Genomic DNA, 15,049 nt, shown 5'->3' on the forward strand with positions numbered 1-15,049 from the left:
CTTAGACCCGAAGGTCGGACCGCTCAAGTGAGTGATCTGTTGAGAAGGGAGGTGGTCCGCCAGCTTGAGGGGGGTGAGACTCTCGGTCTCTCCGCTCCCCTGTGGGGCGAACAAGTAATACTTTACGTGCGATCCGCGGATCGGGCCAATCCGGCCAGCACCCCGGGCGTGTCGCGCCCCAGAGCCGCGGAATCACGCGGATCCGGTGTCACTCCCGTCCGGCGTCGGCTGCCGCCTTCAGGTCGCGGACGAGGCCATCGATCGCCGCCTGCCGGTCGGCCGTGTCGCGCAGCCGCAGCACCGCGGACGGATGGATGGTCACGACCGCCGTTCGGTCGCCTGCCGGAACCGGGGTTCCGCGCTCGGCGCCGATCGTCACGGGGCGCCCCAGCACCGCGCGCGCAGCCGTCGCCCCCAGGCACACGATCACGGCGGGGTCGACGGCACGCAGCTCCGCCTCGAGCCAAGGACGGCACGCGTTGATGTGACCGACGTCGGGACGCTTGTGGATCCGGCGCTTGCCCCGCTCCTCGAACCGGAAGTGCTTCACGGCGTTCGTGACGTACACGTCGTCGCGTTCCAGCCCCGCAGCCACCAGCGCCTCGCCGAGGACCCTGCCCGCCGGACCGACGAACGGCTCGCCCTCGCGGTCCTCTCGATCACCGGGCTGCTCACCGACCAGCATCAGCCGGACCCGAGGACGGCCCTCGCCGAACACGGCCTGCGTCGCCCCCTCCCACAGCTCGCAGCCGCGGCATCCCTGCACCGCCTCGCGCAGCGCGTCGAGCCCGCCATCGTCCGGCACCCACTGCTCGGCACCCGGCCTGTCACGGTCCATGCGCGGCAAGCTAGCCCGCGCGCTCGCCCACGACGAGGCCCTGGCCCGGCGCCACGCGCAGGCGTATCGTCCGCTCGGCACGCCCGCGCGACGGGAGGTGTGCTCAATGCGTGCGTGAAGAGCCGGCACGGGTGGCCGCCGCCTGCACGACGATGCACAGCACCAGGGTCGCCGCGCCCCACACCGCGCACGCGGGCGGCAGCACGCGGTACGCCAGATGGGCCACGGTGAAGTCGTCATCCAGCGGTCCGTACGCGCCGAGTCCCCACAGCCACGCGGCCAGGAGACACGCCGGAAGCGAGAGCCACCACGTCCACCGCACCCAGGCCGGCCCTGCGCGCGCGACGGATGCCTCGGGCGGACGCCGGATCAGCCACACGAGCATGAACACACCGATGATGGCGAGGCCGAGCGTGCTCGAGGCGTGCTGCAGCCACTTGTAGCCGGGTAGCGGCCCCCAGTCGTCCGCGAGCGCGGGGATCGCGGTGACGCCCCAGCGGTCGTCGTGCGTGAAGAGGTCCCACACGATGTGGCTGACGACACCGATCAGCAGCGACACGACGAGCAGCAGGATCGCCCGCCCCGGCGCGCGGCGCGTCGCGGGCGTGGATGCCGCAGCCTCGAACCCGAATGTCTCGCGCAGCGCCGCGCCGGCTCCGCGATCCCACTCCCCCGGCAGCCGCACCGCGAGCCAGTGCGGCGAGAGCTCACGCACGGCCGGCCGCAGCACGCAGCGCCACACGAGCAGGAGGGCCAGCGCGAGCACCACCGTCGCCGGCAGCCACGCGAACGCGTGCGTGCGGCCGTAGTCCAGCGGGAGCGCTCGCACGAACAGCGGCAGGTCGGGCGTCATCGCACCGACCGCGATCGCCGCCGGCACGAGCGGGGTTCGCAGGAACGGGAGCGCGACGACCGCGTGACTCGGGGTGAGAGGCATGGGAGCGCGACCGAAGGGTGCGGGGTCAGCCGATCAGCACGCCTGCCAGCGTCTTCTTGCCGCGCCGCAGCACCGAGACGCCGCCGGGCAGCCCACCGGTCACCACCGCGGCGTCGTCGTCGACCTTCGCGCCGTCGAGTGAGACGCCGCCTTGCGCGATGGCGCGGCGCGCCTCGGACAGACTCGAGACGAGACCCGTCTCGACGAGGGCCCGAACCACCGGTGTGCCGGCGGCGACCGTCGCGTTCGGCAGCTCCTCCAGCGCGTGACGCAGCGTCGCCGCGTCAAGCGCTGCGAGGTCTCCCTGGCCGAAGAGCGCCTCGGACGCGGCCATCACGGCGGCTGTGGCATCCGTCCCATGCACGAAGGTCGTGGCCTCGACGGCCAGGCGCTTCTGCGCAGCGCGACGGAACGGCTCATCGGCGACGAGACGCTCGTACTCCTCGATCTCGGCGCGCGTCAGGAACGTGAAGATCTTGAGGCGCTCGATCACGTCGGCGTCGTCGGTGTTCAGCCAGAACTGGTACATCCGGTACGGGCTGCACATCGCCGCGTCGAGCCAGATGGCGTTGCCCTCGCTCTTGCCGAACTTGGTGCCGTCGCTGTTCGTGATCAGCGGCGTGCCGATCGCGTGCACGTGCACGCCCTCGACGCGGTGGATGAGATCCGTGCCGCTGGTGAGGTTGCCCCATTGGTCGCTGCCGCCGGTCTGCAGCACGCAGTCGTACTGGCGGTAGAGCTCCAGGTAGTCCATGCCCTGCAGGATCTGGTAGCTGAACTCGGTGTAGCTGATGCCGGCCTCGGAGTTCAGGCGCGCCGCGACGGCATCCTTCTTGAGCATGGTGCCGACGCGGTAGTGCTTGCCGATCTCGCGCAGGAAGTCGATGGCGCTCAGCGGCGCCGTCCAGTCGAGGTTGTTGACGATGCGCGCCGCGTTGTCTCCGTCGAAGCTCAGGAAGCGCTCGACCTGCGATCGCAGGTAGCCGACCCATTCGGCCACCGTCTCCTTGGTGTTCAGCGTGCGCTCCGCGGAGGGACGCGGGTCGCCGATGAGGCCGGTCGAGCCGCCCACGAGCCCGAGCGGCTTGTGGCCCGCGAGCTGGAGACGGCGCATCGTGAGCAGCTGCACGAGGTTGCCGAGGTGAAGGCTCGGCGCAGTCGGGTCGAAGCCGCAGTAGTACGTGATCGGGTCCCCGGCGAGCAGCGCGCGCAGCGCTTCCTGGTCGGTGGACACATGCACGAGGCCACGCCACATGAGCTCGTCCCAGACGTTGTCGAACGTCGGGTCGTTCGCGGGGGCCAGCGCTCGCACGGACGAATCCGGTGCGCTCACGACGGTTTCAGACACGCGATTCAGGCTATCAGCGACGAATCGCGCCTCTTGCCGGACGGATGCCGCGACCCGGCGCACGCGGCCAGGTCGCGGCACCGTCTCACACCGCGGCGTCGAGGCGGGCGAGCTGGTCGTCCGTCAGCGCGAGGCGCACGGCGTCGATCGCCGCGTCGAGCTGGTCGACCTTGCTGCCGCCGAGCATCGGCCGCACGCCGTGCGCCACGTGCCAGGCAAGGACGGTCTGGCCGCGCGTCGCGTCGAGCTCGGCTGCGACCTCCGCGAGAACGGCGAGCCGCCGTTCGTTGCCGATGTGGTCATACTGCTCCGGGATGCTCTTGGCGGGGTTGTCGTACGCACCCCCGAGCAGCGGCGTGTACGCCCACACCTCGAGGGCGTGCGCGTCGGCGTAGTCGCGCTGCTCGTCGCTGAGCACGCCGAACCGGTGCTCGACGCCGGGCGGCCGCGTTCCGGGGCGGACGCGGAGGTAGGTCGCGTTGAGCTGGAGCGCGTCGATCGGGATCGCGCCGAGGGACCGCGCGTGCGCTCGAGCACGCTCGACCCGCCATGCCGGGTGGTTGGACGCCCCGACCCGGCGCACTCGCCCCGAACCCGTGAGCTCGGCGAGCGCACCGACGGTCTCTTCGATCGGGGTGGCGCGGTCTTCCTGATGAAGCCACAGCAGGTCGACTGTCTCGACGCCGAGGCGGTTCAGGCTCCCCTCGAAGGCGTCGAGGACGGCGCGGCGTGACAAGCCGGCCCGGCGTGCTGGCCACGATCCGGCCCACAGCGGCTCGGCGCCGAGCTTGGTCGCGATCTTCACGCGCTCTCGCACGCCGGGTCGCGCGGCGAGCCAGCGGCCCAGCACGCGTTCGCTGTCGCCGCCCTGACCGTCGGCGCTGGCCCAGAAGCTGTAGCAGTCGGCGGTGTCGATCCAGACGCCGCCGCGCTCGACGAAGCGGTCGAGCAGGGCGAAGGAGGTGGTCTCGTCGATGGTCGTGCCGAACATCATTGCGCCCAGCACGAGGGGCGATGTGGGAGGGCTGGTCTCGGTCATGACTCCACTGTGCAACCTGGAGCTCGCTCCAGGTCAAGCTCTATTCTCGGATCATGACGACGTACTCACCGGCCGAGGCTGCGGCGATCTCGGGCTTCTCTCTGGACACCCTGCGCTACTACGAGCGCGAGGGCATCCTGCCGCGGGTCGCGCGCACCGCGGGCGGGCACCGGAAGTTCTCGGAGGCGGATCTCGGGACCCTCGGGTTCCTCCGATGCCTGCGCGACACCGGGATGCCGATCGACAAGCTCCGGCGCTACGGTGCGCTCTGCCTCGACGATTCCACCATCCCGGATCGCATCGCGCTGCTCGAAGAGCACGCGGTCGCGGTCAGACACGAGATCGACGAGCTTCTGCGGCAGCAGGCGAAGCTCGATGAGAAGCTCGCGTGGTACCGCGGGCAGCTGCAGGAGTGATGCGCGCACTCGACGGCGATGGTCTTGAGTCAGAACGCTGAACCTTGCCCGGATTCAGCTTGTGAACTATCACTGGCCAAGTTTGGTGGCTAAACTAGAACAAGATTCAGCGTGGTGACTAAAGGAGTCGCATGTACGTTCTCACCGCCGACCAGCGCGACAGTCGCGCGAACGACGACCTCGTGCCGTCCGCACTGGCCGTCGTGCACGGCCGCGGCGCGGCGGCACTCGCGCTCGCGCCCGAGCGCACGGCAGGAGACGAGCTCCAGGTCGCCGTCGCCGAACCCGCCGCCGTCCTGTCGATCGTGCTCGACTTGACCAGGACCGGCCAGTGGAGCGTCGGCGTCGGGGTCGGCGACGTCGAGTCGCCCCTCCCGGCGAGCGTCCGCGCGGCGCGCGGCGAAGCCTTCGTCAACGCCCGCGACGCGGTCGATCGCGCCAAGAAGGCGGCCACGCGCCTGGCGATCACCGCCCCGTCGTACGGCGACGACGCCGAAGCGCTCGTCCGGCTCCTCATCGAGCTGCGCGACCGCCGCACACCCGAGGGCTGGGAGGTCTACGACCTGCTTGCGGCCGGTCGCAGCCAGCGCGAGGCGGCGGAGCTCCTGGGGATCTCGCAAGGGGCGGTGAGCCTCCGGGCGAAGGCCGCGGGACTCCGTGCCGAGGAGGCCGCCGTCCCCGCGCTCGAACGCGTGCTCGGCCGCCTCGACACCGGCGGTGCTCACGGCGCGGCGTGACGCACCCTGCTGAGGTCGTGCACCACCCGGCGCAGCTCGTCGTCCGTGGTCGTCGGCGAGCTGATCGCCTGCTCGGCGCCGCCCATCAGATCGAGGAAGGCGACGGGCACGCCGTCCACCGTGATCTCGGCGTCATACGACACCCCTCCGCCGGCGAAATGCAGCCAGGCCGCGAGCAGTTCCGCGACCGCGCGCTGCTCCCAGCCGTCGTGCGGCGAAGCGAGAACGGCGGCCGCTTCTGCGGGCGTCCCCGCCGCGTGTGTCTCGTCGAACACGCCGGACACCGCCGCGACGACACCGAGATAGCCCGCCGCGACCGCGGGGTCCACATGCGGCCGCCCGCTGCCCGAGAACTGATGCCGCCACCACCCCTGACCGTAGGCGGCGTCGGCCGTGCCCGTCGCGATCACACCGGCTGAGGCATCCGCCGCCGCGCCCTCGTCGTCGGCAACCGTGACCGCCACGTAACCCACGCCGGCGTCGGCGAACGCGGCTGTCACCGCGTCGGACGCCTCGAAGGGGTGGATGCCGAACGGGCTCAGCGGCGGGTCGGGCAGCGCCCCGTCGTTGTACACGGTGGTCTCGGCGTCCGTCGACCACGTGAAGACGAGGTCGTCGCTCCCCTCGTCGTGGGCGACGGCGGCGGCCTCGATCTCGCCGCCGGCCTCGATCACCGAGAAATCGCCGCCCGGGAACTCCACCACGCCCGGAAGCCTCAGCTCGACCTCGGGGATGAGGTTGGAGACCTCGAGGGGAACGCCGCCGACGCCCACGCCGCCGTCGTCATCGGTGACGGCGACGGCGACCGCGTACGAGCCGTCGTCGCCGTAGACGTGGTCGACACCGAGTGCCAGCTGCGGGATCGTCACCGCCTCGGCAGGACCGCCGTCGCCCCAGTCGATCTCGGCGGCGAACGTGTCGGTGCCGGGATCGGTCACCGTGGCCCGCACCGTCGCCGGGGCTCCTTCGTCGGCGGGGGTCGCGACGACCGACACGGCCGGCGGCACGTTGAGCACCGTGATCTCCTGGGTCGCCCCATCGCTCAGCGCCTCGACGCGGTCGTACACCGTCAGCGTGACCCATCCGGCGAAGTCGTCCGTGAGGGTGATCTCCGGGGTCGCGGTCGCGGCGAGCGCGAGCTCGTCCGGCTCCCACCGGAACGTCAGCGGAAGCCCATCCGGATCGGCGCTCTGCGACGCGTCCAAGAGGATCGTGTCGCCTTCGTCCACCACGAACGGGCCGCCCCCGAGCACCGCCGTCGGGGGCGCGTGATCGCACGGCGCGGCGACGTAGTCCCCCTCGACCAGCTCCTGGCCCGGGATGTCGCACACGCGCGCTATGACGCGCGACCCGTCGTGGATGAACCCGCCGAGCTCGTCCCACGTGACCGGCGAGCCCGGCGTGTCGGGGACGGCGACCTCCCAGTGCAGGTGCGAGGCACGATCCCCCGACTCGCCGCCGGCCGTGCTCGCCGCGCCGATGTCGTTCTCGAGGCCGATGACCTCGCCCGCGTCGATCCAGTCCCCCTCGGACCAGTTCGCGCTCACGGTGCCGGTCCCGAGGTGGGAGTACTTCGTGTACTCGCCGTTCGGGTGCTCGATCCAGACGTAGTTGTCGTACCCGCCGCAGTTGCCGCCCCACACCGTGTCCGACGGATCGTTGTTGCCGCACGCGTGCTCGAGGACATCGTCCTGAGGCTGCGGCGGGACCTGCACATCGAGCCCGTCGCCGGCACCCGGCTCCTGACCATGGCGGTCGACGATCGCGCGGATCCAGCCCGACGCCGCGGCGACGACCTCGCTGCCGAGGCCCGCGTTCATGTCGTAGGCGACGTCGTGGTCGTGGCGCGAGCTGGTGACCGTGACCTCGGTGCCATCGGCGTACGGGACGCGGTAGATGCCGGTCGACGTCGCCGCAGCTTCGTGATCGGCGGCCGCGGGCGGCGCCACCGCCGCCGCCGCGGCGACGAGGATCCCCACGACGATTCCCCCTGCCACGGCGCTCGCCCGCCATGAGGCCGGCCGACGCGTCGACTGCAGCTTCATGCTCTGTTCCCCTCCGCCGCGCGCGGTCCACACGGCAGCGAGTGCCGGCGTACGCCCGAACGCGTCAGGACGGCCCTTCCCCAGCGCCGCCCACTCCCCTGCCGCATAAGGTACGCCGCGTTGCGTCAACGCGCCAGAGGGGCTCGGCGAGAACGGATGCCGCGCCGCGGCTCCGTCGCACGCTCATGCCAGACTGAGCGCCATGGTCTTCCCCGACGTGCTTCTGATCGCGGCGCTGTCGATCTTCCTGTTCCTCGCGCTGTGCGGGGCGCTCGTGCTCGTCATCGTGAGCCTGCGCAAGCCCGCCAACGTGCCGCTCGTGGCAGCCGGCTCGCTCGTGGTGGTGTGCCTGCTCGTCGTGACGGTGTCGCCGCTGAACGTCCCGCTGCTGGTGGGTCTCGGCATCGCGCTGCTCGGAACTGCACTCGCCGTCCTCGGCGGCGACCCGGTCACGCGTCGCGTGCTCGAGATCGCGACGCACGGCCGTGTGGAGGAGGGCGACAACGGCGGGATCCTGCTGCGGGCGCCGTCGATCGCGGCGGGGACGGAGGGCGTCGTGCGCGAGGTCCTGCGCGGCGGGACCACGATCGGCTATCTCGAGCGGGTCGCGGTGGCACTCGGGATCATCTCGGGGTTCCCCGAGGCGATCGCCGTGGTCGTCGCGCTCAAGGGCATCGGCCGCTTCTCGGAGCTGGCCGCGGCCGAGGCGCGCGAGCGGTTCATCATCGGCACGCTCGCCAGCCTGGTCTGGGCGTGCATCGTCGCGGCCCTGGTCAGGCTCGCGATCTGGTGACGCGGTCCGCAGTGCGGCTGCGGGCTAGAGCCCCAGCGCGTGGGCGGCCGCCTGCACGCGCTCGATGAGCTCGACCCGCTGCTCCGACACGCGAACGGGCGCGGTTCCGCCGGCGCCGGTGCGGCTCGCGACGGAGCCCTCGGCCGAGAGCACCTCGCGCACCTCGGGACTCAGCTGCATGGAAACGGTGGCCAGCTGCTCGTTCGTCACCTGGTGGAGCTCGATGCCCTGTTCTTCGCACAGCCGCACGAGGTGCCCCGAGATCTCGTGGGCGTCGCGGAAGGGCACGCCGCGCTTGACGAGCCATTCGGCGACGTCGGTGGCCAGCGAGAACCCCTGCGGGGCGAGCGCGGCCATCCGCTCGGTGTCGAACCGCATCGTGGCGACCATGCCGGCGAATGCGGGCAGCACCGTCTCGAGCGTGCGGACCGAGTCGAACACCGGCTCCTTGTCCTCCTGCAGGTCGCGGTTGTACGCGAGCGGAAGGGCCTTGAGCGTCGCGAGCAGCCCGGTCAGGTTGCCGATGAGCCGCCCGGACTTGCCGCGCGTGAGCTCGGCGATGTCGGGGTTCTTCTTCTGCGGCATGATGCTCGATCCGGTCGAGTAGCCGTCGTCGAGCGTGAGGAATCCGAACTCGCGCGTGTTCCACAGGATGATCTCTTCGGCGAAGCGCGACAGGTCGATGCCGATCATGGCCGTGATGAACGCGAACTCGGCGACGACGTCGCGCGCCGCCGTGCCGTCGATGGAGTTCTCGGCGGGGCGATCGAGGCCGAGCTCGCGCGCCACGAGCTGCGGGTCCAGGCCCAGGGTCGAGCCTGCGAGCGCTCCCCCGCCGTACGGCGAGACGGCGGCGCGTGCCGACCAGTCGCGCAGGCGCTCGAGGTCGCGCACCAGCGGCCACGCGTGCGCCTGGAGGTGGTGGGCGAGCAGCACCGGCTGCGCGTGCTGCAGATGCGTGCGGCCCGGCATGATCGCGTCGGGGTGGGCTTCCGCCTGCGCGACGAGGGCGTCGACGACACGGAGGACCTCGCGCGCGATCGTGCGCGAGTGGTCGAGCAGGTACATGCGCACCAGCGTCGCGATCTGGTCGTTGCGGCTCCGGCCGGCGCGCAGCTTGCCGCCGAGCTCGGGCCCGACGACCGCGATGAGCGCCTGCTCGAGCGCCCCGTGGACGTCCTCGTCGGATGCCGCGGGCAGGAGCGTGCCCTCGGTGATGCCCTGCGCCAGCACATCGAGGCCGTCGTGCATCGCCCGCTCCTCGTCGGCGGTGAGGTAGCCGGCCGCGGCGAGCGCCTTGGCGTGGGCGTGGGAGCCGGCGAGGTCGTAGAGGGCGAGGTCCCAGTCGAAGTGGGTCGAGCGGCTCAGCTCCGCGAGCTCGGGCGACGGCCCCGCCGCGAATCGCGCGCCCCACAGCGCGCCTTCGTTGGTTGCTTCGCCCTTCGATTCGCTCACCCGAGAAGCCTACCCGGCGGTCGTGCCGCCGACGGGTCGCGGACGAGCCACCGCGAGATGCGATCGACCGCCGCCTCGAGCGGGCCCCGCCCGACGAGCACGGCCCACGCGGTGCACAGGGCGAGCGTCGCGATGGTCAGCGGCCAGAACGGCTCGAGTGCGCGGAACCCGCGGAGGTCGCTGGGATCGCCCAGCACGATACTCGCGACCACCGCCCACACCACCAGCTGCGCCGTGTAGGCCGTGAGCGGCATCGCGCCGACGGCGCGCAACGGCAGCGCCACCCAGCGCAGGAGCGTGCGGCATGCCAGCAGGCAGAGGCCCAGCACGGCGAGGGCGAATCCGCCCGATCCGATCACCTCGAGCAGGCCCGTCGAGTGCGGTCGCGCCGTCCAGAGGGCGCCCTCGAAGGAGGACGCCTCGGCAGCCTCGCCGGCGCCGCTCGCGGCATCCGTCGCATACCCGGCGAGCGCCAGCGCGGCCCCCGCGCCGACGAGCCACAGCTGCACGCGCAGACGCGTGATCCCCGCGCGCGCCACGCCGAGCCCCGCCAGCACGAACGCGATCCACGTCGTGAACGGGTAGTGCCAGCCCAGCACGAGCGACAGGTCGCTGCCGGGAGCGCTCTGCCACAGCGGCAGCGCGTCGAGCAGCACCTGGACGAAGGGCATGACGACCGCGATCGCACCCGCGATCGACAGCAGCGTCCGCGCGGGGAGTCCGGTGAACGGCAGAGCGAGCAGGAAGAGGATCGCGTAGGCGGGGAGGATGACGTACACCGGCACACCGGTGAGGATGAGGAGGATCCCGAGCACCCACAGCACGCCGGCACGCACCGCCAGGCGACCACGGGCCAGAGCCATCGCGGGACGGGCGAGGGGTGCGGCACCCCCGGTCACCAGGCCGATCGAGACCCCGGCGAGCGTCGCGAAGAGGATCGAAGAACGTCCCTCCGCCACCGCGACCCACGTCGCGGGGTCGGCGAAGTGGAACGGCTCGGTGATCCACAGCAGGTGCGCCGCGAACATCCCGAGCACGGCGAGACCGCGCGCGAGGTCGACGCCACCGACCCGCTGCGGTCCGTTGAGCCGGTCCCAGCGCGTGACGAGCCAGCCGGCCCGAGGGCGCCGCGACACGGTTCCTGCGCTCACCGACCGGGCCCCGTCGCGATTCAGTCCTGCCGCAGCAGCCAGACCAGCAGCGCCTTCTGGGCGTGGAGGCGGTTCTCGGCCTCGTCCCACACGACGCTCTGCGGCCCGTCGATCACCTCGGCGTCGACTTCGTATCCGCGGTCGGCGGGAAGGCAGTGGATGAAGATCGCATCGCCCTTGGCGAGCGACATGAGCTCATGCGTGACCTTGTACCCGCCCAGGTCGCGCAGCCGCTCGAGCTTCTCCTCCTCCTTGCCCATCGAGACCCACGTGTCTGTGACGATGACGTCGGCGCCCGCCGCCGCCTCGTTCGGGTCGGTGTACAGCGTCACCGATCCGCCCGTCTCGGCGGCGCGACGATCGGCATCGGCGATCACGTCGTCGCGCGGGGCGTACGCCTCGGGCGAGGCGACACGCACGTGCATGCCCGCGGTCACGCAGGCGAGCACATACGAGTGCGCCATGTTGGACTTGCCGTCGCCGAAGAAGGCGAGCGTGAGGCCCGCGAGATCGCCCTTGTGCTCCTTGATCGTCAGGAGGTCAGCGAGAAGCTGGCACGGATGGAAGTCGTCGCTGAGGGCGTTGACGACCGGCACCCGCGTGCCGCGCGCCATCTCCTCGAGCCCGGCCTGGGCGTACGTGCGCCACACGATCGCGGCGACCTGCCGCTCCAGCACGCGCGCCGTGTCGGAGGGGGTCTCCTTGCCGCCCAGTTGGCTGTTCGCGGTCGAGATGATCAGCGGGGAGCCGCCGAGGTCGGCGATCCCGACCGCGAACGACACGCGCGTGCGTGTGGACGACTTGTCGAAGATGACCGCGACGGTCTGCGGCCCCTCGAGGGGCTTGAGCTTCCAGCGGTCCTTCTTGAGTGCGACGGCGAGTTCGAGGATCTCGTCCTGCTCGGACTGCGTCAGGTCGTCGTCGCGCAGGAGATGACGGGTCATGCGTGCACCTCCGTCGATGCGTCGGCCGGAGCGGCCGACGGGGCATCCAGCAGCAGCGCGTCCTCGACGGTGCGCACCGCGGCGGTGAACAGCTCGACGAACTCGTCGATCTCGACGTCGCCGATCGTGAGCGCCGGCACCAGCCGGATCGTCTCGTCGTTGGGGGCGTTGATCACGAGACCGTGCTCCTGCGCGGCCGAGACGACCGCCTTCGCGACGGGATGCCGCAGCCCCACGCCCAGCAGCAGCCCGCGGCCGCGGCATCCGGCGATCAGCTCCGAGTCGATGCCCTCGATCGCCGCGGTCAGCTGCGCACCCCGCTCCGCCGCGTTCTGCACCAGGCCTGCACGCTCGATCTCGCCGAGGACCGCTCCCCCGACCGCCGTGCCCAGGGCGTTGCCGCCGAACGTCGAACCGTGCGTGCCGGGATAGAAGAGCTCGCTCGCGGCCCCGAACGTGATGAGCGCGCCGATCGGGAACCCGCCGCCGATGCCCTTCGCCACCGTGATCGCGTCGGGGGTGATCCCCTCGTGCTGGAACGCGAACCACTCGCCGGTGCGGCCGGCGCCGGTCTGGATCTCGTCGATGATCAGAAGAGCGCCGTGGCGCTGCGTGATCTCGCGCGCCGCCTTCAGATAGCCCTCGGGCAGCTCGACTACTCCGGCCTCGCCCTTGACGGGTTCGACGAACAGCGCCGCGACGCGGTCGTCGATCGCGGCCTCGAGCGCCTCGGCCGTGGAGTCGATGAACTCGACCCCCGGCGTCATCGGGAGGAACGGCTCCTGCATCCACGGCTTGCCCGTGAGGGCGAGCGTGCCCATGGTGCGGCCGTGGAAGGCGTCCTTGAGCGCGAGGATGCGCGGCCGGTCGGCACCCTTCTTCCGGCTCTCGGCGCCGTGCAGACGCGCGAGCTTGAACGCCGCCTCATTGGCCTCGGCGCCGGAGTTGCCGAAGTACACGCGGCCGGAGTCGCCGGTGCCCGCGAGGCGCTTGAGCGTCGCGGCGAGCGCGAGCTGCGGCGGTGTTGCGAAGTAGTTCGACACGTGCGCGAGCGTCGCCGCCTGCCGCGAGATCGCCTCGACGAACACCGGGTGTGCGTGACCGAGCGAGTCCACGGCGATCCCCGCGAGGAAGTCGAGGTATCGCTTGCCATCGGCGTCCCACAGATACGATCCCTCGCCGCGCACGAACAGCGCCATCCGCTCGCCGAAGCTCCGGACGAGATCCCGCCCCGCGTCTTCCTGCCACGTCATCCGCGCACCACCTCTGTTCCGATTCCCTTGCTGGTGAAGATCTCGACGAGCACCGAGTGCGGCACCCGCCCGTCGATGATGGCCGCGGTCTCGACGCCGCCTTCGACGGCCTCGAGGCACGCCGACATCTTCGGGATCATGCCCGACTCGAGCGTCGGCATCATCGCCCGCAGCTCCGTCGAGGTCAGGTGCGACACGAGCGAGTCGCGGTTCGGCCAGTCGGCGTAGAGGCCCGGCACGTCGGTGAGCACCACGAGCTTCGCAGCCCCCAGGGCGACGGCCAGAGCGGATGCCGCGGCATCCGCGTTCACGTTCAGCGAATGCCCCGGGTGGTCGAGGTCGGGCGCGATGCTCGAGACGACCGGGATCCGCCCGGCGGCGAGCTGATCGAGCACAGGCTGCGGGTCGACCTCGACGACGTCGCCCACGCGGCCGAGGTCGTGCTCGACGCCCTCGATCACGACACCGCGCCGGCGACCCCCGAAGAGGCCCGCGTCCTCGCCGCTCAATCCTGTCGCGACGGGGCCGTGCGCATTGATCTTCGACACGAGCTGCGGGTTGATCTGCCCGGTGAGCACCATCCGCACGACCGAGATCGCCTCGGTCGAGGTGACCCGGTACCCGCCCTTGAACTCGCTCGGGATCGCGAGCCGATCGAGCATCGACGAGATCTGCGGCCCGCCGCCGTGGACGACCACGGGTTTGACCCCGACGTAGCGGAGGTATGCGATGTCGGCGGCGAAGGCATCCTGCAGCTCCTCGGAGACCATCGCGTTGCCGCCGTACTTGACCACCACGACCTGGTCGCGGAACCGCTTGAGCCACGGCAGCGACTCGATGAGCGTCACCGCCCGCGAACTGGCCTCGGTGGGATCGGTGTCCTGCAGATCTGTCATGAGGAGTAGGCGCTGTTCTCGTGGACGTAGTCGTGGGTGAGGTCGTTGGTGAGGATCGTGGCCGTCGCGGCGCCGACCTTGAGGTCGATGGTCACCTCGGTCGCACGTGGCGTGAGGTCGACGTCTTCGCGCGGCCGGTCGGGACCGCCCGCGGCGCACACCCGCACGCCGTTCATCCAGACATCGACCTCGTACGGGTCGAACGCGGCCTGGGTCGTGCCGATCGCCGCCAGCACGCGGCCCCAGTTCGGATCGTTGCCGAAGATGGCGGCCTTGAAGAGGTTGTTGCGGGCCACCGAGCGCCCGACCTCGACGGCGTCCTCCTCGGATGCCGCGTTCACGACCTCGATCGCGATGTCATGGCTCGCGCCCTCGGCGTCGCCCTGCAGCTGCCTCGCGAGGTCCTGGCACACCTCGGCGAGCGCCGTCGCGAAGTCCTCGGCGTCGGGGGCGACGCCGGACGCGCCGCTGACCATGAGCGTCACCTGATCGTTGGTCGACATGCAGCCGTCCGAGTCGAGCCTGTCGAACGTGCGTCCAGTCGCGTGCCGGAGCGCGGCGTCGGCCTGCGCCGGGTCGAGGACGGCATCGGTGGTGAGGACGACGAGCATCGTCGCGAGGCCGGGTGCCAGCATCCCGGCGCCCTTCGCCATCCCGCCGATGGTCCAGCCGTCCCGGCTCGCGACGGCGCGCTTGGGCCGTGAGTCGGTGGTCATGATCGCGAGGGATGCCGCCTCCCCGCCGTCGGCGGACAGTTCGGCGATGGCCTGCTCGGTGCCGCCCAGCACCTTCGCGCGGAAGATCTCGTCGCCGGTGCCGATGAGCCCCGTCGAGCACACCAGGATGTCGCCCGCGCTCGCGCCGAGGAGCTCGGCCGCCTTCTCGGCGGTCTGGTGCGTCGTCTGGAAGCCGAATGACCCGGTGAAGCAGTTCGCGCCGCCGGAGTTCAGGACGATCGCGTCGACGACGCCGTCGGCCACCGCCTGCTGCGACCACAGGATCGGGTTCGCCTTCGCGCGGTTGCTCGTGAACACGGCGGCACCGACCTTGAGCGGCCCGCGGTTCACGACCACCGCCACGTCCGGCTTGCCGGTCGACTTGAGCCCCGCCGCGACGCCCGCGGCCTCGAATCCCTGGGGCGCGGTGACGCTCACGGTGCGACCCTCCACTCGTTATGGTTGCCGGAATGCCCGCGGT

At 71.3% G+C, this 15,049-nt stretch carries 14 protein-coding genes; 3 read left to right on the forward strand and 11 right to left on the reverse strand.

Annotated elements, in window-relative coordinates; translation table 11 throughout:
• Positions 1 to 208: 208 nt before the first annotated feature.
• From AC3ANN_RS10410 to AC3ANN_RS10425, 4 genes are all read right to left on the reverse strand, one after another.
• Positions 209 to 967, reverse strand: coding sequence for a UdgX family uracil-DNA binding protein (locus tag AC3ANN_RS10410; RefSeq protein ID WP_488337331.1), 759 nt, complete (start codon positions 965 to 967; stop codon positions 209 to 211).
• On the reverse strand, positions 942 to 1,775 hold the full coding sequence (locus tag AC3ANN_RS10415) for a DUF4184 family protein (RefSeq protein WP_488337332.1): 834 nt from the start codon (positions 1,773 to 1,775) through the stop codon (positions 942 to 944). The genes AC3ANN_RS10410 and AC3ANN_RS10415 overlap by 26 nt, the downstream gene beginning before the upstream one ends.
• A 25-nt stretch (positions 1,776 to 1,800) precedes the next feature.
• Entirely contained in the window at positions 1,801 to 3,123 is a 1,323-nt protein-coding gene (gene tyrS, locus AC3ANN_RS10420; RefSeq protein WP_488337333.1) for a tyrosine--tRNA ligase, read from the reverse strand.
• A gap of 85 nt (positions 3,124 to 3,208) precedes the next feature.
• A complete protein-coding gene (locus tag AC3ANN_RS10425; protein ID WP_488337334.1) occupies positions 3,209 to 4,162 on the reverse strand; it encodes an aldo/keto reductase in 954 nt (317 codons plus the stop codon).
• A gap of 53 nt (positions 4,163 to 4,215) precedes the next feature.
• On the opposite strand from AC3ANN_RS10425, the gene AC3ANN_RS10430 reads away from it, so the two are divergent.
• Both AC3ANN_RS10430 and AC3ANN_RS10435 read left to right on the forward strand, forming a co-directional pair.
• Entirely contained in the window at positions 4,216 to 4,578 is a 363-nt protein-coding gene (locus AC3ANN_RS10430; protein WP_488337335.1) for a MerR family transcriptional regulator, read from the forward strand.
• A 131-nt stretch (positions 4,579 to 4,709) separates the two neighbouring features.
• A complete protein-coding gene (locus AC3ANN_RS10435; RefSeq protein ID WP_488337336.1) occupies positions 4,710 to 5,315 on the forward strand; it encodes a DNA-binding protein in 606 nt (201 codons plus the stop codon).
• On the opposite strand, the gene AC3ANN_RS10440 is transcribed toward AC3ANN_RS10435, so the two are convergent.
• Entirely contained in the window at positions 5,300 to 7,360 is a 2,061-nt protein-coding gene (locus AC3ANN_RS10440) for a M23 family metallopeptidase (protein WP_488337337.1), read from the reverse strand. The two genes, AC3ANN_RS10435 and AC3ANN_RS10440, sit on opposite strands and share 16 nt — an antisense overlap.
• A 202-nt stretch (positions 7,361 to 7,562) precedes the next feature.
• On the opposite strand from AC3ANN_RS10440, the gene AC3ANN_RS10445 reads away from it, so the two are divergent.
• Positions 7,563 to 8,153, forward strand: a complete 591-nt coding sequence (locus AC3ANN_RS10445; protein WP_488337338.1) for a hypothetical protein — start codon at positions 7,563 to 7,565, stop codon at positions 8,151 to 8,153.
• A 24-nt stretch (positions 8,154 to 8,177) separates the two neighbouring features.
• Here the strand turns inward: AC3ANN_RS10445 and argH are convergent, their stop codons facing one another.
• The 6 genes from argH to argJ are packed head-to-tail and all read right to left on the reverse strand — an operon-like array spanning position 8,178 to position 15,006.
• Positions 8,178 to 9,608 (reverse strand): argininosuccinate lyase, encoded by a 1,431-nt coding sequence (argH, locus tag AC3ANN_RS10450; RefSeq protein WP_488337339.1) that lies wholly within the window; start codon positions 9,606 to 9,608, stop codon positions 8,178 to 8,180.
• The gene (locus AC3ANN_RS10455) at positions 9,605 to 10,759 is read right to left on the reverse strand and encodes a heparan-alpha-glucosaminide N-acetyltransferase domain-containing protein (RefSeq protein ID WP_488337340.1); all 1,155 of its coding nucleotides are present in this window, start codon (positions 10,757 to 10,759) and stop codon (positions 9,605 to 9,607) included. Before AC3ANN_RS10455 ends, argH begins: the two co-directional genes overlap by 4 nt.
• A 20-nt stretch (positions 10,760 to 10,779) precedes the next feature.
• Positions 10,780 to 11,703 (reverse strand): ornithine carbamoyltransferase, encoded by a 924-nt coding sequence (gene argF, locus AC3ANN_RS10460; RefSeq protein ID WP_488337341.1) that lies wholly within the window; start codon positions 11,701 to 11,703, stop codon positions 10,780 to 10,782.
• Positions 11,700 to 12,956: an acetylornithine transaminase gene (locus tag AC3ANN_RS10465; protein WP_488337342.1), complete on the reverse strand. Its 1,257-nt coding sequence runs from the start codon at positions 12,954 to 12,956 to the stop codon at positions 11,700 to 11,702. The genes argF and AC3ANN_RS10465 overlap by 4 nt, the downstream gene beginning before the upstream one ends.
• Complete coding sequence (argB, locus tag AC3ANN_RS10470) at positions 12,953 to 13,852, reverse strand: acetylglutamate kinase (protein ID WP_488337343.1); 900 nt, start codon at positions 13,850 to 13,852, stop codon at positions 12,953 to 12,955. The genes AC3ANN_RS10465 and argB overlap by 4 nt, the downstream gene beginning before the upstream one ends.
• Positions 13,849 to 15,006 carry a bifunctional glutamate N-acetyltransferase/amino-acid acetyltransferase ArgJ gene (argJ, locus tag AC3ANN_RS10475; RefSeq protein ID WP_488337344.1) on the reverse strand — a complete coding sequence of 386 codons (1,158 nt, stop codon included), beginning with the start codon at positions 15,004 to 15,006 and terminating at the stop codon, positions 13,849 to 13,851. The genes argB and argJ overlap by 4 nt, the downstream gene beginning before the upstream one ends.
• Positions 15,007 to 15,049 lie beyond the last annotated feature (43 nt).

This window comes from Microbacterium sp. STRO-2N, assembly GCF_057747775.1.

Bases quoted from the DNA above. Each gene is read 5' to 3' on its own strand.
- AC3ANN_RS10415 (WP_488337332.1), bottom strand. From the start codon at position 1,775: ATGCCTCTCACCCCGAGTCACGCGGTCGTCGCGCTCCCGTTCCTGCGA.
- AC3ANN_RS10425 (WP_488337334.1), bottom strand. From the start codon at position 4,162: ATGACCGAGACCAGCCCTCCCACATCGCCCCTCGTGCTGGGCGCAATG.
- AC3ANN_RS10430 (WP_488337335.1), top strand. From the start codon at position 4,216: ATGACGACGTACTCACCGGCCGAGGCTGCGGCGATCTCGGGCTTCTCT.
- AC3ANN_RS10435 (WP_488337336.1), top strand. From the start codon at position 4,710: ATGTACGTTCTCACCGCCGACCAGCGCGACAGTCGCGCGAACGACGAC.
- AC3ANN_RS10440 (WP_488337337.1), bottom strand. From the start codon at position 7,360: ATGAAGCTGCAGTCGACGCGTCGGCCGGCCTCATGGCGGGCGAGCGCC.
- AC3ANN_RS10445 (WP_488337338.1), top strand. From the start codon at position 7,563: ATGGTCTTCCCCGACGTGCTTCTGATCGCGGCGCTGTCGATCTTCCTG.
- argF (WP_488337341.1), bottom strand. From the start codon at position 11,703: ATGACCCGTCATCTCCTGCGCGACGACGACCTGACGCAGTCCGAGCAG.
- AC3ANN_RS10465 (WP_488337342.1), bottom strand. From the start codon at position 12,956: ATGACGTGGCAGGAAGACGCGGGGCGGGATCTCGTCCGGAGCTTCGGC.
- argB (WP_488337343.1), bottom strand. From the start codon at position 13,852: ATGACAGATCTGCAGGACACCGATCCCACCGAGGCCAGTTCGCGGGCG.